Here is a 20,563-nt window from a genome sequence, read left to right as displayed (position 1 = left end):
TTTCATCTAACTTGGCTTGTAATTGCCTGATTGATTCGTAGTTCATATCATCTACAAGAGTAGATCCTGCTGTTTCCACATTTCAAACTGCTACAATTCCTTCAGCAGCATCATTACTGATAGAAGCATGAGTGTCGCTACTAGTTTTTGGGAATGGTAGATAGAGAATTTGTACTGTTCATGAGTCATAGGTCAAATATTTTCGCTGTGACTAGGTATCAAAAATATAGGAAAAGTCAATAATAAATGACTTCAGCATCTATACTTATAATTCCCTATTCTCGGTCAAGGTGAACACTATCCGGTAAAATTACAGCGATTGCAGATAAATTAATTAAGTACATCATTTCACTGAAAAGCTTAGTATTAAGCTTGTTTTACTACTGATGGGTGATGACTAATATCTAATATAGATGGTAAGAATTCAGGAGTCAGGAGTCAGGAGAAGCTACGCAGATCTCTGGTGCAGGAGTCAGAATATTTGTTTGTAGCAGGAATCTTCCATCAGCAAGTTTTTTCATCAATGATCAAGACATTTTGTCCCCCAGTGGCGTTACATAGTAGATACAGAAGTCAAACAAGAACCTAGAATAGCTAATGGTGAAATCTTTTTTTTAAAATTAAATGTAAAGATTTTTTCAGCGATCGCTTGCCAAATTCCCTATCTGTATAGTACATTTGTACAGTTACAAGAGAAACCCCCCGCCCCTGTGGTGGGGCTTTTATTTTTTTTATGAGGTGTGTAGGGTGTGGGTTGTAGGGTGTAGGGTGTAGGGTGTAGGGTGTAGGGAAAGAAGAAAGGTAAATATTATCCATTACCCATTACCTGTATTTATGCAACTCGACTGGAAAACTGTCAAAACCTACGAAGATATCCTCTATCAAAAAACCGATGGTATTGCCAAAATCACCATTAACCGTCCCCATAAACGCAACGCTTTTCGCCCTAAAACCGTATTTGAACTATACGAAGCTTTCTGCGACGCACGAGAAGATACAAATATTGGTGTAGTTCTATTCACTGGTGCAGGCCCCCACACAGACGGCAAATATGCGTTCTGTTCCGGTGGTGATCAAAGTGTACGCGGACAAGCCGGTTATGTAGATGATGCTGGTATTCCTCGTTTAAATGTATTGGACTTGCAACGTCTAATTCGTTCCATGCCCAAAGTAGTCATTGCTTTAGTAGCTGGCTATGCTATTGGTGGCGGTCATGTTCTGCATTTAATTTGTGATTTAACAATAGCTGCTGATAATGCGATTTTTGGACAAACAGGCCCAAAAGTTGGTAGTTTCGACGGTGGTTTTGGTGCTAGTTATCTGGCGCGGATAGTGGGACAGAAAAAAGCACGAGAAATTTGGTTTCTCTGTCGTCAATATGACGCTAACCAAGCTTTAGAAATGGGATTAGTTAATTGTGTAGTTCCTGTAGAAGAACTCGAAGCTGAAGGTATTAAATGGGCGCAAGAAGTATTAGAAAAAAGCCCCATTGCTATTCGTTGCCTCAAAGCAGCATTTAACGCAGATTGTGATGGACAAGCTGGTTTACAAGAACTTGCTGGTAATGCCACCCTTCTTTATTACATGACAGAAGAAGGTGCAGAAGGAAAGCAAGCATTTCTGGATAAACGCCCTCCTAATTTTCGGAATTTCCCTTGGTTGCCTTAGATTTACAAGTAGTTAGCATGAAAACCATCTTGGTGCATGGCTTTGTAAATAAATTTTGTACTTCCTTTACCTGCAATACGCTGTAATTTGAAATCGCACTTTGTCAGAGGTGCGATTTTGATCAATTTCTAAACTTGTAAAACTAAAAAATTTAAAGTCAAATAGTCTGGAATTGGACAAAAAATTGATTAAAGTAATAATGGTAGGCTAAATTAACACGGTCTGAGTATTGACTTCTGCTGAAGTGGAGGCAGGAATTTCTGCAACAGGAACAATTTCTAGATTGTCTAAATCTGTTTTTAGAGTGTGAGATGTAGATAAAACAGGTTTTGCTACTGGCAGAGTCCAAGCTTCTTCTAAAGTTTCCCAAGAAGGCGCAAAAGCGGGTAAAGCTAGAGAGCAAGCTTTCCAACCTGCTTGTACCGGTGCGCCCAACTGTTGACACATTCCACCGCGACGACCCTCTGGTTGGTAATGACGGCAATATCGACAGGCAGATGTTAAATGGTTAATTGGTTTCATTTGGGTTCATCTTTAGTGTCATTTCGGGCTAATTATCATACCTATATATTTTCCTTCTCTGACAAAAGAGGTATAAATGCCAAAAAGGTATTATTTTATCTGGGTTCTAGCTATTTATATGAAAAAATAAACTTTAGGATATCTTTAGAATCTTGTTATATTTGTAAACGATTACTGGAGTGGCTACATACTTGTTTTTGGCTTAAAAGCATTGGGGATCAAGATTAAAAGTTGAATTTTAGATTTCTTCGGAGTTTGTAAACAACTCTTTGAATTAACGTAAATAAGTATTTATCACATTAATTTATCTGAATTATTGAGCAGGAGTCGATATATTAACAGATATAGGATTTCAGTTTAATTAGTGAAATCACTTATGCCTGGGCATTGGACAATTCATTTATTGCCTATTCCCTATTCCCGACACCCGACACCCGACACCCTATTCCTCATAACTGTTTAGTAACACAAAGACAACAAACACGCCAGCGTTGCAATTCACCTGGTGGTGTGGGACATTGACATTGAGGACAAAGAGGTAAATTTTGCGATCGCTGTTGTATAGCCCTCGACCAATTTGCAAAACTAGTCTCAGCATTCTCACCAGTAGCTGTAACCTCAGCCTCAGCAATCACCTGACCCAAGTCACTGCTATCCAAGTAACTGGGATGTTGTTGTGGTGACAGCGTTTGTGGCTGATTTCCTGGTAATGGTGATTTTTTCCACTCAGCAGTAGAGAAGCGAATATCTATCAAAGGTGTGGGCAACTTTTGATTTAACTTTAAAAGAATGGCTTTCCGTCCAAAAGTTAAATTTTGCGCCCAAGCCGCACTAGAAGTTGCTACCCACAAAACATCTCTTTGTACTGACAAAGGCCGCGTTTGTGCCGCCACCACATCACCAACAACTTCTCCCCAACACTTAAGCAACTTTTGAAAAGGTTGTTCTTGCCATTTGGCTTCTAATTCCAGAATGCCTAAAATATCATTAACTGATTTCAGCGACATCTTTTTCAATAAAGCAAAAATTTAACTAGGTTTGGGCAACTATAATACAGAGTTAGAAAATTTATCCAGCATGATTACGTTTGAGGCAGTGTGGCAATGAGTCAAAATCCGATCCTAGATTCCGGCACTCAATCGTCTAAAACATCTGGCTTAAAGCCAGAACTAGCCACAGCATTGGCAAGTTTGGAAATACAACTAGATCAAGAGTTAACTCGATACAGACGCGCACGCAAGGGTTTTAAGCAAGAAAAACCGTTTAGTGTACAGAGCTACACCACCAACCAACCCCAAAAGTTCAATGGCACGACTGAAACATTGGCAAAAGTTCAGCTATCATTGCCAGAAATCAACAATAGCCCAATTTCCCCAGCAAGCCCAGTTCCAGCAATAGAAAATCAGCCAGAAATCAATCATTTGTCGGTGTCTTCTACCGAAGAATCGAGCCAAACACAAACTCCACCACCTCCAGCTATTCCCACATCAATCAGTAGCATAGTACCTACCAAGGTTCAAGCTACTGAAAGTGAAACTCTCATTCAACCAGATCATAGTTCTCCACACCCAGATGATTATTTAGCATCTAGTGAAGCACTCCTACGCAGTCTGAATGAAGAAAAAGCAGAACCAAAGAGGTTGACTGGTTCTAGTGATAGTTTGCTTTCACCATTGGGGATTGGTTCTATGCTGCTGCTACTACTAGCCAGTCTGACTTTAGGTTATGTAGTGTTCAATCCCAAAACTTTACCGCAATTGAATTTAGCCAAATTATTCAACAGTATTTCCGCCACAAATACGGACAATACCTTAATTACGGAAAGTAATATCACGCAGACACCCCAACCAGAAATAAAGCCTATACCTAAGTATCCTAACTTGGCAGTACGTGAGTTTCCACAGGTGAAAGATCCTAATGATGTAGTGGGTTTAAAACCGAAAGTCCGACCAACACCAACAGCAATATCTCAACCCATCGTTGTTGCAACTCCCAAAAGTTCAGTAGTTCCCGTCAATTCAGACCCTGCTGCTGCCAGCACACCTAGTCCCACACCAACCCTATCAGCCGTCAATCCAGAAATCAAACCCTCAGCCGATGGGTTCTATTATCTGATAGCTGATAATAATAGCGATGGTGCTTTAGCAGCTGCACGGCAAGTAGTTCCTGATGCTTATTTATCACCTAACCAAAAGTATATTTATCTTGGTGCATTGAAAACTAAAGAGGACGTACAACTCAGGTTGCAACAACTAAAAGCTAAGGGGATTAAAGCCAGTGTACAGCAGCCATAAAGGAAGTAGAGTCCAGATGGAAGTAATGAAGCGGATTTTTCGGGTGGTGCGATCGCTGCTGATTCCCCCAGGAGTGGTATCGTCGCGCCCAACTAGCTCTGCAACAAGGTAACGAAATTAGGACTTACGCAAAAGAATCAAAAAATAAGGTTTTCGGAGGATAGGTTCATCAAAGGAAAAACGCCACAACGCCAGTCGTCTCCAGTCGGGAAAAGATCCCACGACGCTGGCTCACCTACACCCAGCCCTGATGATAAATTTTGTGTGTAAGTCCGGGAAATTTTAGCACGGGAAGCCATCGGTCAATTGAGCAGTGAAAATCTGGAAACAAGATTTGCTCAGTTGAATTCTATTAATGATGTTGATGCTGAACTAGCCGCAATGAAAACCCAAATCTTAGATAAGGTAAATAACCCGCAGCTTGAGAATAAACTCCTAGCACAGCAGATACTCTAAACACCAGAGTGTTAAATGTGATTAGTTAATGTAGCTGAATTATAAGGTCATGATTCAGAATGGAGAGAGGATACCATTCCAGACTGAAAAGATTAAATTTAAATAGATAGCTCTTAAACGGTAAACAAGCGAACTGTCCAACCAAGCGCGTAAACCTCACAAGGAAAAACAAAGTTATGGGATTATTTGATCGCCTCAAAAGAGTAGTTGGTGCTAACGTCAACGATTTGATCAGTAAAGCAGAAGATCCAGAAAAAATGCTAGAGCAAGCCATCCTGGAAATGCAGGAAGACTTGGTACAGCTACGTCAGGGGGTTGCCCAAGCGATCGCAGCCCAAAAACGCACCGAGAAACAATACAATGAAGCCCAAAATGAAATCAATAAGTGGCAACGTAACGCCCAACTAGCTCTGCAAAAGGGTGATGAAAACCTGGCAAGGCAAGCATTAGAGCGTAAGAAAACTTTTAATGATACCTCTACAGCCCTAAAAACCAGCCTGGATCAGCAAGTCATTCAAGTAGAAACTCTCAAGAAGAATTTAATCCAGCTAGAGAGCAAAATTTCTGAAGCCAAAACCAAGAAAGAAATGCTCAAAGCCCGAATTACTGCTGCTAAAGCTCAAGAGCAACTGGGTGCAATGGTCAGTGGCATGAATACTAACAGTGCTATGGCTGCTTTTGAGCGTATGGAAGAAAAGGTATTGATGCAAGAAGCCCGCGCTCAATCTACAGCAGAATTAGTAGGTGCAGATTTGGAAACCCAATTTGCACGTTTGGAATCTGGTAGTGATGTAGATGATGAATTAGCAGCTTTGAAAGCGAGTATGCTACCACCTGCAACTCCTGCTCATCAACCACAACTACCCCCAGAACAAACAACTACCACTACACAACCACCAACTACCACTGCGAAAGTTGCTGAACCTGTAGATTCTGAGTTAGAAGCCCTCAAGAGACAATTGGATCAGTTATAGCAGGTGACAGTGGAAAAAGCCTTTGAGTGTCTAAGTTTTATTTTTGGTAATGTCCTAAGCGCCTTGTCTACAGCTATATAACTATTGCAGAAAAGGCATTTGGCAGCGTCCCACACCTCCTGGTAGTGGGATTTTGTTTCATTTTGCTTTGTCAGTTGTCAGTTGTCAGTTGTCAGTTGTTACTCCCCCTGCTCCTTGCCTTCTGCCTTTTGCCTTGTGATAGCGTTCACGTTTGCGGAGCTTGGTGCAAGCCATACTCCTGCCTTCTGAACTACTGAACTACTGAACTACTGAATTACTGAATTACTGAACTACTGAACTCCTGATAGCGAAGCGTGGCGTTAGCCATACTACTGAACTCCTGCCTCCTGACTCCTTTTAAGATACAGTAGTGTGTGTGCCTACTTTGAACGATGCCACCTAATGGAGACTTAAATGAGTAAGGGTGTAATCACTATCACTGATGCTGACTTTGAAACTGAAGTTTTAAACGCCGAGCAGCCTGTATTAGTTTACTTTTGGGCTTCCTGGTGTGGTCCGTGTCAATTAATGTCGCCAATGATTAACCTAGCTGCTACTAAATACAGCGATCGCTTAAAAATTGTCAAGATGGAAATTGATCCTAACCCCTTAACTGTGAAGCAGTATCAGGTGGAAGGTGTCCCTGCACTGAGGTTAATTCAAGGAGAACAAATCCTAGAATCGACTGAGGGAGTGATTAGTAAAGAAAAATTACTCGACCTCTTGGATCAGCATTTAAATAACAATTAAGTAAGTCGGTGTGAAAAAACAGAGGTATGTAACAAGATGTAAACTTGCTAAAAGTCCCTTCCCTCTTGCCTTTTGCCTCTTGCCTCTTGCCTTGCCATAATGACAATTTTCAACACCAACCTACTTAGTCAATGCTCAGTGGTCAGGAAATAAGGTGTAGGGTATGGGGTGTAGGTGTAGGGGGAAGAAAGGGGTGTAAGAGTGTAAGGGTGTGAGTGAAAAACTTAATTCTTGCTTCTGCCTTTTCCCTCCTATTCCCTGTTCCCTGTTTCCTATTCCCTTCTGCCACTGACCACTGACCATTGACAAAGGACTAAAATGCAATTTGCGAACCGTTTACAACCCCTACAATCTAATGTATTTGCTGATATGGACAGAGCCAAAGCTGTGGCTGTGGCTGCTGGAAGAGAATTAATTGATTTGTCTCTGGGGTCTTCCGATTTGCCGGCTGAGAATCATGTCATTGATGCGATCGCCAAATCTCTTTATGACCCTAGCACTCACGGTTATTTGTTATTTAGGGGAACTGAAGGATTTCGTCACGCTGCGGCTCAATGGTATGAGCAAAAATTTGGTATTGCAGTTGATCCAGAAACTGAAGTTTTACCGCTGATTGGTTCTCAGGAAGGAACGGCTCATTTACCTTTAGCTATCCTCAATCCTGGTGATTTTGCTTTGTTATTAGACCCTGGCTATCCTTCCCATGCGGGCGGAGTTTATTTAGCTAGTGGACAAATTTACCCCATGCCATTAAAGGCAGAAAATAATTTTTTACCCGTGTTGACTGACATTCCCACTTCAGTTTTAGCTCAGTCAAAAATGATGGTATTAAGCTATCCCCATAATCCTACCAGTGCGATCGCACCTTTATCTTTTTTCCAAGAAGCTGTAGCTTTTTGTCAACAACACAATATTGTCTTAGTCCATGATTTCCCTTACGTGGATTTAGTGTTTACTGAGAACGAAACTTTCAATCCCAAATCCTTGATTCCTTCAATTTTGCAAGCTGACCCAGAAAAAAGCGTTTCTATTGAATTTTTTACCCTATCCAAGTCTTACAATATGGGTGGTTTTCGCATTGGTTATGCCATCGGTAATGCCCAATTAATTCAAGCTTTAAGACAGGTAAAAGCAGCCGTTGATTTTAATCAGTATTTGGGAATTTTAAATGGTGCGATCGCCGCACTAACAGGTAATCAAGATGGTGTAAAAACTGCTGTTGATACTTTCCGCCAACGCCGTGACGCTTTCATCAATGCTTTACACCGTATTGGTTGGAATGTTCCTACACCAGAAGCAACAATGTATATTTGGGCAAAATTACCTAAAAAATGGAGTCATAATTCTATTGAATTTTGTACAGAGCTAGTTAAACAGACTGGTGTCGCAGCTTCCCCTGGTGCTGGTTTTGGTCAAGCTGGTGAAGGATATGTGCGTTTTGCTTTGGTGCAAGAACCAGATATTTTAGAAACTGCGGTACAAAGAATGGCTGCATTTTTACAATAAGACTCTTCTTTGCAAAATCATAAATGTAGAAAGTAGGGGTAAAGCACAATGCTAAATCCCTACAAATGCTATGTATTGCTAACTTTCCAATGTTCTCGATTTAGTCAAGCTGTTTTCCAGAAAAATTTCTTAAAATAAAGAAGGGTATATTTGTAGAATTACCTAACTTTAGCTGTGACTATATCTGAGCAAAATCTACCACTAGTTAAAAATCCCGAAAAACTAGAAAACCGTCTGGGGGAAATTCACGGTGAACCGGGGGTTTATTTGATGCGAGATGGGAGCGATCGCATAATATATATAGGTAAATCCCGCAAGTTGCGCTCCCGTGTGCGTTCCTATTTCCGTGACTCTACCAATAAGACGGAACGCATTAGCACGATGGTAAAATTGGTGACGGAAATTGAATTTATTGTTACTGACACTGAAGCAGAAGCTTTAGCACTGGAAGCAAATTTAATTAAACAGCACCAACCATATTTTAATGTTTTACTCAAAGATGATAAAAAATATCCTTATCTGTGCATTACTTGGTCAGAAGATTATCCACGTATTTTTATTACCCGTAAACGCCAACTAGGGAAAGCAAAAGATAAAAAAGATAAATATTTCGGTCCCTATACAGATTCTGGTTTATTACGAGAAATTCTGCACATATCTAAACGGATTTTTCCTCTCAGACAAAGACCACAACCTTTATTTAAAGACCGTCCTTGTTTAAATTATGATATTGGTCGCTGTCCTGGAGTGTGTCAACAATTAATTTCTGTGGAAGAATACCGCAAAATTGTCCAAAAAGTCGCAATGGTATTTCAAGGTAGAACTCAGGAATTAATTGATATTTTAACAGCACAAATGGAAGCTGCGGCGGAAGAATTGAATTTTGAAACAGCGGCTAAAGTTCGTGACCAAATTACTGGTTTAAAATCTCTAACTGCTCAACAAAAAGTATCTTTACCTGATGATACTGTATCACGAGATGCCATCGCTTTAGCAGCAGATGACCAACACGCCTATATTCAATTATTCCAAATTCGTGCAGGTCAGTTAGTAGGAAGATTGGCTTTTGTTGCTAATTCTCATGCTGAACCTGGTGCGATTTTACAACGAGTTTTAGAGGAACATTATCAAACTGCGGAAAATGTAGAAATTCCCACTGAAATTTTAGTCCAGCATGAGTTACCAGACGCGGATATTTTGGCGGATGTTTTGACGGAACGTAAAGGCAGAAAAGTGACAATTATTTCTCCTCAACGTCAAAGTAAAGCAGAATTAATAGAGATGGTAGAACGGAACGCCCAATATGAATTACAAAGAATGCAAAAATTGGGTGACAGTAATCAAAAATCTTTGGAAGATTTAGCAGACATTTTGGATTTAGCAGATTTACCACATCGGATTGAAGGTTATGATATTTCTCATATTCAAGGTAGTAATGCGGTAGCTTCTCAAGTTGTGTTTATTGATGGTTTACCAGCTAAACAACATTACCGTCACTACAAAATTAAAAATCCTGATGTTACTATTGGACATTCTGATGATTTTGCTAGTTTAGCAGAAGTTATTCACAGACGGTTTAGAAAATATATTGAAAATCCGAAATTAGCAAGATTGGGAAATTCAGATTGGCCTGATTTAATTATGATTGATGGAGGTAAAGGTCAGTTATCTGCGGTGGTTTCTATTTTATCAGAAATGAATTTGTTAGCAGATTTGCAAGTTATTAGTTTAGCAAAGAAGCGGGAAGAAATATTTTTACCGGGGGAGTCGAAACCTTTGGAAACTAACTCAGAACAACCAGGGGTACAGTTATTGCGACGCTTGAGGGATGAAGCACACAGGTTTGCTGTGAGTTTTCATCGTCAACAAAGAAGTGATAAGTTAACACGGTCGCGGTTAGATGAAATTCCCGGTTTAGGACAACATCGACAAAAATTACTTTTAGCTCATTTTCGCTCGGTAGATTATATCCGTCAAGCTACACCGCAACAATTAGCAGAAGTTCCGGGAATAGGTTCACGGTTAGCACAGGAAATTTATGACTATTTTCATCCGTCCTAAATTTTTACTTCCTGTTAAAAATTAACTATTTTACATTTAAATCATAAGGAATAATGGGCAATTAATAATTTAATCACCCATTTCTCATTACTCATTACTAATCACTAGATTAGCAAAGGTAGCTATGACTGTAATATCTTATGTTGGAAGTTTTGCTTAAATTATTTCTGCTGTTAATGTAGCAAATATAACGATTGAATGTAATTATTTGGGTAATGTTCAATACAGTTCTTTCGTTATAGAAATATTAACTAAATATAAAGAAATGTTTTTTGTGACTTTAGCTACAGTTTTTATCATCTGGTAACGCTTGAATACAAAAACGACCTATTTTTCTCAACAGGCGAATTGACGAAACTCAAAGCTTAAATCATAGGGATCACCATGAATCTAAGATAAATACACAAGTAAAGTTAATTTATATATCTAAAGGATGATCCTAAAACCTAGTAAATTTACCATATTAAAAGAGGAGATAGAATTTCGGTGTGGGATGTTTCGGTGTAAATTCGTTAAAAATCATTAGTTAGTCTGTCGAGGAAAAACTTTAGTAATGAAATTGTTGATTTTTACAAAGTTTTCCCAAGAAGTTATTAAATCCAGGGGTTTTAAAATGCAAGTATTACAAAAGATTCACTGTCCAAATTGTGGCTGTGCAGCTGAACGTCACTTTATTGCTGAGAGTCAAGTTACACGCACACAATGTTCAGCTTGCGACTATTTGATGATTAGCTGTACTCGCACTGGTAAAGTGATTGAAGCTTATGCACCAGGAATTTATGCAAGAAGATAGGTGATAATTGATAATTGATAATTGACAATTGAGCCATGCAAGGTTTCAAGTCAGCCCTTTTTAAGGGGAAAAAGATAAAAGTTTTGCATTTGAAAATTCAATCTTCTTCCTTCCAGGGAGAGGTAATTGTCAATTGTCCATTTTTGTTCTGAGTTGTCCACAAGCTGCATCAGCTTCTAAACCGCGAGAATAACGGACACTAACAGCAATATTTTGTTGTTGGAGAACATTCACAAAAGCTTGTATTCTGTCGCGGTTTGGTCTTTTGTAATCTACTTCTTGAATGGGGTTGTAGGGAATCAAATTCACATGACTTTGAAAACCACGCAGACGTTTTGATAGTTCTAATGCCTGTTCTGGTAAATCGTTGACTCCAGCCAGAAGTATATATTCAAAAGTTACTCTGCGTCCAGTAATTTCTACATATTCTCGACATTCATTGAGTAAATCTTCAATGGGGTAGGGTTTAGCACTGGGGATGAGTTGTTCCCTGAGTGCTTGGTTAGGTGCATGAAGACTGACTGCAAGGGTAATTTGCAAATGGTGTTGTGCTAGTTGACGGATGCGATCGCGGATGCCTACAGTAGAAACGGTAAGTGATCGCTGTCCTATTCCCACATCTTGATTTAAAGCTTTTAATGCTAAAATCACATTTTCCGTATTCAACAACGGTTCACCCAACCCCATAAATACCACATTACTAACCCGTTGCTGAAAATCTTCCTGTACAGTCAAAACCTGATCCACAATTTCTGCACGGCTAAGATTACGTTTATATCCTCCCTTTCCCGTCGCACAAAAATCACAAGCCATCGGACAACCAACTTGGGTAGAAACACAAACAGTTAACCGTTTTTCGCTGGGAATACCAACAGTTTCAATAATTTCTCCATCTGCTAATTTGAGCAGATATTTTACCGTGTCATCAGGTGCAACAGAACGATAATGTAAAGTAGAACGGCCGATAGGAACATTTGTCAGTTGTTCTCGCCAATTTTTAGGAAATACAGAAATATCTGCTAAATTACGCACACCCTGATTATATATCCAATCATGCAACTGCTTACCTCTATAGCCCGGTTGTCCCTGCTGCTGTACCCAAGCAGTTAACTCCACCATCGAAGCACCGAGAAGAGGAGGAATAAGTTCAGATTTTTCGGGGTTTGGTGAATTTACCTGAGATACCAAAGGAGTAGCAGACATAAAAAAATTATTAGTTGATGCTGGATCTCTATGGTACACCTACTATTTCAACTTGTCTTGGTTTTCTGACTCAAATTAATAGGAATTTCAATAATAAATTCTGTTCCCTGCTTAGGTTCAGATATACACTCTAGTTTACCACCATGCTTATCGACGACAATTTGATAACTGATTGATAATCCTAAACCTGTACCTTCACCAACTGGTTTAGTTGTGAAAAAAGGGTCAAATATACGTTGTTTGACTTCAGAATTCATCCCCATACCATTATCTTTAATAGAAATTCTTACCCAGTCATCATTAACAACTGTGGTAGAAATTTTAATTTGACTACAATAAATTTCTCTCTCTGTTGCACACAAATTTTGTTGACACTGATGTAAAGCATCTATAGCATTACTAATAATATTCATAAACACCTGATTAATTTGAGATACATAGCAATTCACTAAAGGCAATTCTCCATAATCTTTAATGACGATATTTGGTGAATAACCTAACTTTTCTCTAAACCGAGGTTGTAAAAGCATTAATGTACTTTCAATACCCTCATGAATATCTACCGATTTCATTTCTGATTCATCCAGACGGGAAAAATTACGTAAACCCAGCACAATTTTCCGAATTCGGTCTGAACCTACAGCCATTGAATTCAAAATTTTTGGTAAGTCTGCTATGATAAAATCCAAATCTATATCAGCTATATTTTTCTTAATTCTTGATGTTGGATTTGGATATTCTTGTTGATAAATATTAATTAAATTAATCAAAGCTTGAATGTAGCTACTAGCATGATCAACATTAGCATAGATAAAACTAACAGGATTATTAATTTCATGGGCTATACCTGCAACCATTTGTCCTAAACTAGACATTTTTTCCGTTTGAATCAGTTGTGATTGCGTTAGTTTTAATTTTCGCAGTGTATTTTCTAAATACTGATTTTGATCATTTAATTCCTGGGTTCTTTGAGCCACCTTTTCTTCTAGCTTGGCATAGAGTTGGGCATTTTCTAAAGAAATAGCAGCTTGGGAAGATAAGAGATTTAATATTTTCAATCTTTCAGGAGTAAAAACCCCTGTTGTTAAATTATTTTCCAAATAAATCATCCCTATAAGTTGACCTTGATTAAGAATAGGATTACATAATATAGATTTAGGTTGATATTTGATCACATAAGGGTCAATACCAAAAGTTTTATCAATATTAGCGTCGTTAATTAATAGATTTTCTCCTGTATTAAAAACATAATTTATTACGCTTAAAGGTACGTCTTCACTCTCACTAATTAGAGTCGATTGCAGACCTGTTTCTTGCTTATCTAGACTATCTATACATTGAGCTACAATAATTAATTTACCATCTTGTTGCAGAATTAACGCTGCTTTTTTAGCTCCTATATTTTCTACCATTACTTGCAACAAAATATATAGTAATTTATCTATGTGAATTTCTGAAGATATAGCTAAAGATGCTTTTGTAACAGTTTCTAAATCTAATATAGCTGATACACCAACATTACTAGAATCAGAGATAATTTTACTAATTAAAGCAGGGGCTTAACTTTCAACTACTTTTTGTTGGAGAACAGGTACAAGTAACTGAGGATAGGATTTTTCTAAATCTGCAACTTTTGCTTTAGCACCCCAATTGACATAACAATAATAAGCATCCATTAAATAGGTTTGAGCAATTTTTTCTCTACCATAGCTCAAATAAAATTCAGCAGCTAATTCATTAGCTAAAGCCTCTTCTTGGATATATTTATTTTCCTTAGAACCAGCAATTGCTCTGTCATACAGTTCCATCGCTTGCCAATTATTACCTAATAATCTAGATTTTTCTGCCTCTATTAAGTCATACTTGTGTTGATAATTCATTGGGGCATGACTAGCCCAATTTCCCATCTGTTCCTGGTTAAGAGAAATTTGTTCCATGTATTCTAATTTCTCATTTTCATCTAGTAAATGGGGATATTCAGCTACAAGAGCCAGAGAATAGTAGAAATTATGTTGACTAACGAGAATTTGTCCTGTGACTGATGCTATATATGCTTTACCTTGATTAGCACTATGCAGGGCATTTTTTGTATTTTTAAAGAAATAATATAAAATAGTTTGTGCTAGATGGAATGCAAATATAGAATTATAGTTTTTGGTATTAACAAAGCTAAGAAATAATTCATCATTAACAAAATCACCATATAATTTGCATTTGTATGGAGTGACTTCCAACAAATTAAATATCATCTGTTTCCAAAATTTTTGATTATCAATACTCCACTGTTGCTTCAATCGGTGCATTAAAATACTATATTTTTCAATACATTGAAATACATCTGCTAAGTTTTCACCAGAAAATATGAGATTGAAGTAATGATTAGTAGCACAGTATCCCACATATTCTAAATCTCCAACTTCTAATCCATAACGCACATTTTCTTGTAGGGGAATAATTGACTCTCGCAGATTTTTTTTCCAACATCTAATAGTTGAATACCAAAAAAATAAAACCTTAAATTTGATATCTTTAGCAGCAAATTTATCTATTAATTTCAAAGCTAGTTTTCCATAGCGATATCCAGTGTCAATATCTGAGAAAACACCACACAGTATTAAACCATAGACAACATATACATAAGCAGCAAGAGCAGAATTACCATAATTAATAGATAAATTAATCATCGTAAAAATAATTGGTAACAACAATTCCGGATTAACAAAATAAGATGCTGCACTCATACTAATTAATATACGAATAGCTGCTAGTTTATCAGGATGAGTGAGAATGGGTAAATTAATTAAATCTTCAACATTTAAGTCTGCTGGTACTGATTCATCCAGCTTTACTCCCAACATATCTAATAATTGTAGCCCAGTATCAATTGCTAGTTGCATTTGTAGTTGAGCCATATACATCTGAATTTGCACTTCATAAACCTGGACTTTATCCAGGAGATTAGTTGCATTTTGTTTAACTATTTCTATACACCTTTCTGCTTCCTTAAAGTTAATGTTTAAATATTCTGCTTCTACTGCTTCTACATAAAGCTTTAATGTCAAATCATACTGATGTTGCCAACTATCATCTGGCAAAATTTCTAAACCCACTTTTAAATATCTCACAGCCGCTTCATAAGCTGTAGCTAATTTGGCTTTATGACCTGCAATTAAATTAAGTTGAGCTAGTTGATATTTTTCCGAGTCATTAGTAATTAAGTCAATACCAATATTTAATTGATTAACTATGTCAAATACTTTTTCTTCTACTGCACTAGCATGAGTATTGCGGAAAATTAATTGACCAATCTTCAAGTGCATTGCTTGTTTTTCATTGTCTGGAATCAAAAAATAAGCTGCTTGTTGAACTTGGTCATGAAGAAATTTGTACTTAACTCTCAGATTTTGCGAATTAGTAAGTTCTAAATTAAAAGTGGATAAATCAAGACTATCTGTAAAAAATTTGTAACTTTCATCTTTTGGTAAAATTAGCCCTCTTTGCAGAGCATTCCACAAATCAGCCGCTGTTGCTAACTGAGTTTTTTCACAGACTGTAGACAAGGTAAGTAAATCAAATTGATTACCAATACAAGCAGCTATTTTTAAAATATTCTGAGTGTTAGATGGTAATTTTTGTAATTGCGCTGTTATAAACTGCACTACATCACTATTTTGATATAAAGCCTTTGTAGCGCGAATATCACAACGCCAATAACCAAGACTTAAATCAAAATTAATCAATCCATCTTCATGCAGAGACTTCAATAATTGATTAGTAAAAAATGGATTACCTTGAGTTTTGGTTAAAAGTAATTCTGTTAAAGAAATGGCTTGAGATTCTGGACAATATAAGGTATCTGCTACCAAAAGATTGAGGTGAGATTTATTGAGAGGTTGCAGATTGATTTGATTGACTATAGTATTGGATTTGAGAATATTTTCTAAGGTCATCATTAAAGGATGTCCAGGATAGACCTCATTATCTCGATATGCACCTATTAATAACAGATATTGAGTATCAGTTTCACTAATTAATAATTGTATTAACTTCAAAGAAGCAGCATCCGCCCATTGTAAATCATCTAAAAATATTACTAACGGATGTTCTTTAGTAGCAAATACCTGAATAAATTGGCTAAAAAGTAAATTAAACCGATTTTGAGAAGCACTACCTGTAAGTTCCGAAACTTGAGGTTGCTCTCCAATAATATTTTCTAATTCGGGAATCACATCAACGATGACTTGTCCTTGCTCTCCCAAGGCTGATACAATTTTATCTTTCCATTCTTGTAACTGGTCTATACTTTCCGTTAAAATTTGTTTTAATAAACTATGTAACGCTTTCAAAAAACCCGAAAAAGGAATATTGCGTTGAAATTGATCATATTTCCCAGATACAAAATAACCTTTTTGGCGCACAATAGGTTTATGAACTTCGTTAATAACAGCAGTTTTTCCTATTCCAGAAAATCCAGCAACTAACATAAATTCTCGATTTCCTTTGCTGACTCTTTCAAAGGCATTTAATAACAAGGTAATTTCTTGTTCTCTACCATAAATTTTTTCAGAAATTAGGAAAATATCGGCTCTATCTCCCTTTCCTAATTCAAACTTATTAATTTTTACCTGACTTAATAACATTTGTTGACATCTTTCTAAGTCATATCTGATGCCTCTAGCTGTTTGATATCTTTCCTCTGGAGTTTTTGCCATTAACTTAATAATCAGATCCGCCACAGTTTGGGGAATGTGGGGATTAATTTCCCTCGTATTATTAGGTGTTTTGGCAAGATGACAATGTACTAATTCTAAAGGATTTTTACTAATAAAAGGTAATTGTCCTGTGAGTAATTCATAAAAAGTGACACCCAGGGAGTAAAAATCAGTACGGTAATCAATACCCCGATTCGTTCTCCCCGTTTGTTCTGGTGACATATAAGCCAGTGTCCCTTCTAATACATTCGGGTGTTTTATTTGGGCAACTTCTTTGGGTAAAAGACAAGAAATACTAAAATCTATCAACTTGATTTTTTGAGTTTCTCTATTGATAATGATATTTTTGGTTTTAATATCTTTATGAATAATTTTATTGTCGTATAGATATTCTAAAGCTTGAGTAATTGCAATTGCAATATTGAAAAATAGGTTTAATTCTAAAGGTTGGGAATTAGCATATTGACTCAGAGATATGCCGCCAATATCTTCTAAAATTAAGGCATAACTATTACCATATTTTTCTATACTATAACTTTTAATAATATTTGGATGGTCTATTTGTTGAGTAATAGTAAATTGATTTTTCAACGAAATCAATTCGCGTACTTGTGGATACTGGGCGTTGAGAATTTTGATCACTACTGGAGTATGACCCTTTTCTTTTTCTCCGCGATATACAGTAGTTCTAGTGCTAACATGAATTAGCTCGGTAATTCGATAACCTGGAATAGCGATCGCAGAGACGTTACTCTTGCTCATAAAGCTAGGTATTAGGGGAGAAGAGGGTGTGGGGTGTAGAGTGTGGGGTGTAGTGTAGGAAAATTAACAATTAAGAACTTTTGCCTGTTACCCCCAGCCTTCTGCTATGAAATCTCAACCAAAAGTTGTACCATTCCAACCCCACATGGCACCTTTAGCGTCCGCAAACTCTATATAAATCCGATTTTTAGCAACACCTAAAACTTGATTAATTTCCTGACAAAAGTCCTGACTCATGGCTTGAGTTTGTTCAGGCTTCATGCTGCCAACACTTTTGATTTCTATATAACATACTGGTTCTGTAGTTCCAGCAAAGGTCATGGGTGTTTCTGGTTCAAAAGCTGTCATCACATAAGATTCTGGTTTCCCTGTATGTTTAGCCAACTTAGCTGACAAACTTTTGAGCATAGACTCAATCGGAGCTTTTTCTGGGGCATTAACAGAAGTTTGGACTTTAATTAGTGGCATAATCAATAATTCACAATTTACAATTCAAAATTCAAAATTTCTAATACCAATTCTATGTGAGGTTGCGCCAAATATCAGCACTCAATACTCAAAATTCAAAATTCAATACTCAACACTCGGTACTCAATACTCGGTACTCGGTACTCAACACTCGGTACTCAACACTCGGTACTCGGTACTCAACACTCGGTACTCGGTACTCAACACTCGGTACTCGGTACTCGGTACTCGGTACTCGGTACTTGGTACTCAGCACTCCATACTCCATACTCAGCACTAGTGATGAGATGAACGAAACAAATGATTATGTTGAGGATGGTATAAACGAGAACGACCTGTTGCTGGTAGAAGGGCAGGACTAATTATATAAAGTGTAGTACGTATTAATTTTTCATTGTGAGTACAAATTGCTATTTCCTCAAGAGGCACAACCCGGATTTTTTCATCAGGCCAGCCAATGCGAAAACAAATCGCCACCGGGGTTTGTGCTGGATAATGTTCTAGAAGTTGAGCTTGGGCATCACTCACATGACGCGCACTTAAATACAAGCAAAGACTAGCCTGATGTGCAGCTAAAGTAGCCAATTCTTCCCTAGCAGGAACTTCCGTGCGTCCACTAATGCGAGTCAGTATAATAGTTTGTACTAAACCGGGGACAGTTAACTCCACTTTGAGTTTAGCGGCGGCTGCTTGAAAGGCACTGATACCGGGAATAACTTCAAAAGGAATGTTTGCCTCTGCTAAAAGCTGCATTTGCTCATGGATAGCACTGTAGAGACTGGGATCACCAGAATGAAGACGAACCACAGACTTCTGCGATCGCACGCCCTCAATCATCATTGGTAAAATCTCTTCTAAAGTCTTATTTGCTGTTTGAATAATCTCCGCATCTGGACGACAGATATCTAAAATCTGTTCTGGAATTAAAGAATCAGCAAATAAAATCACATCAGCCTTAGATAGCAGTTTCTGAGCCTTAACAGTTAATAACTCTGGATCTCCAGGGCCTGCTCCCACAATATAAACGGCTGATGTTAAGGAAGGTATGAAATTTACATCATTCATCAGTAGTCGTGCAAAATAAATTTTATAGTTAGGAGAGGGAATAGGGAACAGGAAAAAAAGATAAATCTACACAACAATTCCCCAAAAAAATTTTTTGACTTTTCTTCAGTACCCTTCCGGATTCACCCCCTTTGTCTCGTAGAGAGATATGGTAGATGCACCCTGGTTAAGCCCTGGAGAACACTCTGGGGCATTTTTTATTTTTAGTCATTCGTCATTAGGAAAAGACAGTTTATTCTTTTCCTATACCCTACACCCTATACCCTACACCCTAATCTCCATCACCTTTAGAAGAAGAAACCACATCAGGTAAAGGGCGTTTGAGTAAATAAAGCCAAGTTAAACCAGCTAATCCTAAAGTAATTCCGCTTAAACTAACTATTTGTGCCATCCTCAGTGGACCGAGCATTAAACTATCTGTGCGTAAGCCTTCAATCCAAAATCTACCCAGGCTATAGGCCACCCAGTAAACTAGAAATAATGTTCCCACCTTTAGCCGTGGTTTGCCAGATAAGGCGCGAAAAAATAAAGTTAGCAGCAAAGCAAACACCATTAAATCCCACAAAGATTCATAAAGAAACGTGGGATGGAAATATTCAAAATTTGCCAAACTGGGAGGACGACGTTCTGGGGGAATATATAACTTCCAAGGTAAATCTGTCGGTGCGCCAAAAGCTTCAGAATTGAAGAAATTTCCCCAGCGTCCAATCGCTTGCCCTAAAATCAACGAGGGAGCTACCAAATCTGCTAATTGCCAAAAAGGCATTTTTTTGAGCTTGGCAAAAATTAACGCTGCGACTACACCACCAATAATTGCTCCATGAATCGCAATCCCTCCTTGCCAAATAGCAATGATCCTATCTGGATGTTGGGAATATTCTGACCATTGAAATAATACGTAATATAGCCTAGCTGCGGGAATAGCGCCAATTACCAGCCAAATTGACAAATCGCTGATTAACTCAGGATTAACATGACGACGCTGTGCCAGGTATTGGGAAAGGCTAACACCAATCAATACGGCTGAAGCTATTAATAAGCCATACCAGCGTATAACTATTGGACCAATTTCAAATATAATCGGACCTGGAGAAGTAAACTGAAACCCCAAGAGCAACGCAGAAAAATCCAGTGCCATGCAAAATTACCTAAAAGAGTTGATTGACTAACCACGCATTTTGCGCTGTTGATTATGGGTTAATTTGAACAATTAGTAGATGCTACCACTCTACAAATCATAAGCTGGGTAGACAAAATTCAAAATTCAAAATTCAAAATTCAAAATTCAAAATTTATAAAGAATTTGAG

The 20,563-nt window shown here is 37.7% G+C and carries 17 protein-coding genes; 8 read left to right on the top strand and 9 right to left on the bottom strand.

The window, feature by feature from the left end; all coding sequences use genetic code 11:
- The first annotated feature begins 834 nt into the window (after positions 1 to 834).
- Positions 835 to 1,668, top strand: a complete 834-nt coding sequence (gene menB / locus A0J48_RS12025; RefSeq protein WP_200323358.1) for a 1,4-dihydroxy-2-naphthoyl-CoA synthase — start codon at positions 835 to 837, stop codon at positions 1,666 to 1,668.
- 207 nt (positions 1,669 to 1,875) lie between these two features.
- On the opposite strand, the gene A0J48_RS12020 is transcribed toward menB, so the two are convergent.
- A complete protein-coding gene (locus tag A0J48_RS12020; RefSeq protein ID WP_200323356.1) occupies positions 1,876 to 2,190 on the bottom strand; it encodes a hypothetical protein in 315 nt (104 codons plus the stop codon).
- A gap of 449 nt (positions 2,191 to 2,639) precedes the next feature.
- Positions 2,640 to 3,197 carry a DciA family protein gene (locus tag A0J48_RS12015; protein WP_200323354.1) on the bottom strand — a complete coding sequence of 186 codons (558 nt, stop codon included), beginning with the start codon at positions 3,195 to 3,197 and terminating at the stop codon, positions 2,640 to 2,642.
- A gap of 96 nt (positions 3,198 to 3,293) precedes the next feature.
- Here A0J48_RS12015 and A0J48_RS12010 point away from each other — a divergent pair, with 96 nt between their 5' ends.
- The 7 genes from A0J48_RS12010 (at position 3,294) to A0J48_RS11985 (ending at position 11,045) form a co-directional block, all read left to right on the top strand.
- Positions 3,294 to 4,484, top strand: a complete 1,191-nt coding sequence (locus A0J48_RS12010) for a hypothetical protein (RefSeq protein WP_200323352.1) — start codon at positions 3,294 to 3,296, stop codon at positions 4,482 to 4,484.
- A gap of 306 nt (positions 4,485 to 4,790) precedes the next feature.
- A complete protein-coding gene (locus A0J48_RS26945) occupies positions 4,791 to 4,940 on the top strand; it encodes a hypothetical protein (protein ID WP_234300873.1) in 150 nt (49 codons plus the stop codon).
- 176 nt (positions 4,941 to 5,116) lie between these two features.
- Complete coding sequence (locus tag A0J48_RS12005) at positions 5,117 to 5,914, top strand: PspA/IM30 family protein (RefSeq protein ID WP_200323350.1); 798 nt, start codon at positions 5,117 to 5,119, stop codon at positions 5,912 to 5,914.
- Between the two features lie 435 nt (positions 5,915 to 6,349).
- Positions 6,350 to 6,685: a thioredoxin family protein gene (locus tag A0J48_RS12000; RefSeq protein WP_200323348.1), complete on the top strand. Its 336-nt coding sequence runs from the start codon at positions 6,350 to 6,352 to the stop codon at positions 6,683 to 6,685.
- Positions 6,686 to 7,003: 318 nt separating this feature from the next.
- Entirely contained in the window at positions 7,004 to 8,191 is a 1,188-nt protein-coding gene (locus A0J48_RS11995) for an LL-diaminopimelate aminotransferase (RefSeq protein ID WP_200323346.1), read from the top strand.
- 174 nt (positions 8,192 to 8,365) lie between these two features.
- Positions 8,366 to 10,252 carry an excinuclease ABC subunit UvrC gene (gene uvrC, locus A0J48_RS11990; RefSeq protein ID WP_200323344.1) on the top strand — a complete coding sequence of 629 codons (1,887 nt, stop codon included), beginning with the start codon at positions 8,366 to 8,368 and terminating at the stop codon, positions 10,250 to 10,252.
- 613 nt (positions 10,253 to 10,865) lie between these two features.
- Positions 10,866 to 11,045: a replication restart DNA helicase PriA gene (locus A0J48_RS11985; protein WP_200323394.1), complete on the top strand. Its 180-nt coding sequence runs from the start codon at positions 10,866 to 10,868 to the stop codon at positions 11,043 to 11,045.
- 129 nt (positions 11,046 to 11,174) lie between these two features.
- On the opposite strand, the gene rlmN is transcribed toward A0J48_RS11985, so the two are convergent.
- The 7 genes from rlmN to lgt all read right to left on the bottom strand — a co-directional run bounded on the left by rlmN (position 11,175) and on the right by lgt (position 20,393).
- Complete coding sequence (gene rlmN, locus A0J48_RS11980) at positions 11,175 to 12,248, bottom strand: dual-specificity RNA methyltransferase RlmN (RefSeq protein WP_200323342.1); 1,074 nt, start codon at positions 12,246 to 12,248, stop codon at positions 11,175 to 11,177.
- Between the two features lie 47 nt (positions 12,249 to 12,295).
- Positions 12,296 to 13,693 (bottom strand): GAF domain-containing sensor histidine kinase, encoded by a 1,398-nt coding sequence (locus tag A0J48_RS27595; RefSeq protein WP_325078730.1) that lies wholly within the window; start codon positions 13,691 to 13,693, stop codon positions 12,296 to 12,298.
- 114 nt (positions 13,694 to 13,807) lie between these two features.
- Positions 13,808 to 17,722, bottom strand: coding sequence for an ATP-binding protein (locus tag A0J48_RS11975; protein ID WP_325078715.1), 3,915 nt, complete (start codon positions 17,720 to 17,722; stop codon positions 13,808 to 13,810).
- A 114-nt stretch (positions 17,723 to 17,836) separates the two neighbouring features.
- Complete coding sequence (locus A0J48_RS11970) at positions 17,837 to 18,190, bottom strand: phenylpyruvate tautomerase MIF-related protein (protein WP_200323340.1); 354 nt, start codon at positions 18,188 to 18,190, stop codon at positions 17,837 to 17,839.
- 109 nt (positions 18,191 to 18,299) lie between these two features.
- The gene (locus A0J48_RS11965; protein WP_200323338.1) at positions 18,300 to 18,467 is read right to left on the bottom strand and encodes a hypothetical protein; all 168 of its coding nucleotides are present in this window, start codon (positions 18,465 to 18,467) and stop codon (positions 18,300 to 18,302) included.
- Positions 18,467 to 19,255 carry a precorrin-4 C(11)-methyltransferase gene (gene cobM / locus A0J48_RS11960; RefSeq protein ID WP_200323336.1) on the bottom strand — a complete coding sequence of 263 codons (789 nt, stop codon included), beginning with the start codon at positions 19,253 to 19,255 and terminating at the stop codon, positions 18,467 to 18,469. The genes A0J48_RS11965 and cobM overlap by 1 nt, the downstream gene beginning before the upstream one ends.
- 271 nt (positions 19,256 to 19,526) lie before the next feature.
- The gene (gene lgt, locus A0J48_RS11955) at positions 19,527 to 20,393 is read right to left on the bottom strand and encodes a prolipoprotein diacylglyceryl transferase (RefSeq protein WP_200323334.1); all 867 of its coding nucleotides are present in this window, start codon (positions 20,391 to 20,393) and stop codon (positions 19,527 to 19,529) included.
- Between the last annotated feature and the right edge of the window lie 170 nt (positions 20,394 to 20,563).

The organism is Sphaerospermopsis aphanizomenoides BCCUSP55 (assembly GCF_001586785.1).
GTDB lineage: Bacteria > Cyanobacteriota > Cyanobacteriia > Cyanobacteriales > Nostocaceae > Sphaerospermopsis_A > Sphaerospermopsis_A aphanizomenoides_A.
Note: the sequence above shows the minus strand (reverse complement) of the source record. Positions and strands in the feature narration are given on the sequence as shown.

Coding starts and splice junctions, on each gene's coding strand:
- menB (WP_200323358.1), top strand. CDS start 835: ATGCAACTCGACTGGAAAACTGTCAAAACCTACGAAGATATCCTCTAT.
- A0J48_RS12020 (WP_200323356.1), bottom strand. CDS start 2,190: ATGAAACCAATTAACCATTTAACATCTGCCTGTCGATATTGCCGTCAT.
- A0J48_RS12015 (WP_200323354.1), bottom strand. CDS start 3,197: ATGTCGCTGAAATCAGTTAATGATATTTTAGGCATTCTGGAATTAGAA.
- A0J48_RS12010 (WP_200323352.1), top strand. CDS start 3,294: ATGAGTCAAAATCCGATCCTAGATTCCGGCACTCAATCGTCTAAAACA.
- A0J48_RS12005 (WP_200323350.1), top strand. CDS start 5,117: ATGGGATTATTTGATCGCCTCAAAAGAGTAGTTGGTGCTAACGTCAAC.
- A0J48_RS12000 (WP_200323348.1), top strand. CDS start 6,350: ATGAGTAAGGGTGTAATCACTATCACTGATGCTGACTTTGAAACTGAA.
- A0J48_RS11995 (WP_200323346.1), top strand. CDS start 7,004: ATGCAATTTGCGAACCGTTTACAACCCCTACAATCTAATGTATTTGCT.
- A0J48_RS11985 (WP_200323394.1), top strand. CDS start 10,866: ATGCAAGTATTACAAAAGATTCACTGTCCAAATTGTGGCTGTGCAGCT.
- rlmN (WP_200323342.1), bottom strand. CDS start 12,248: ATGTCTGCTACTCCTTTGGTATCTCAGGTAAATTCACCAAACCCCGAA.
- A0J48_RS11975 (WP_325078715.1), bottom strand. CDS start 17,722: ATGAGCAAGAGTAACGTCTCTGCGATCGCTATTCCAGGTTATCGAATT.
- A0J48_RS11970 (WP_200323340.1), bottom strand. CDS start 18,190: ATGCCACTAATTAAAGTCCAAACTTCTGTTAATGCCCCAGAAAAAGCT.
- cobM (WP_200323336.1), bottom strand. CDS start 19,255: ATGAATGATGTAAATTTCATACCTTCCTTAACATCAGCCGTTTATATT.
- lgt (WP_200323334.1), bottom strand. CDS start 20,393: ATGGCACTGGATTTTTCTGCGTTGCTCTTGGGGTTTCAGTTTACTTCT.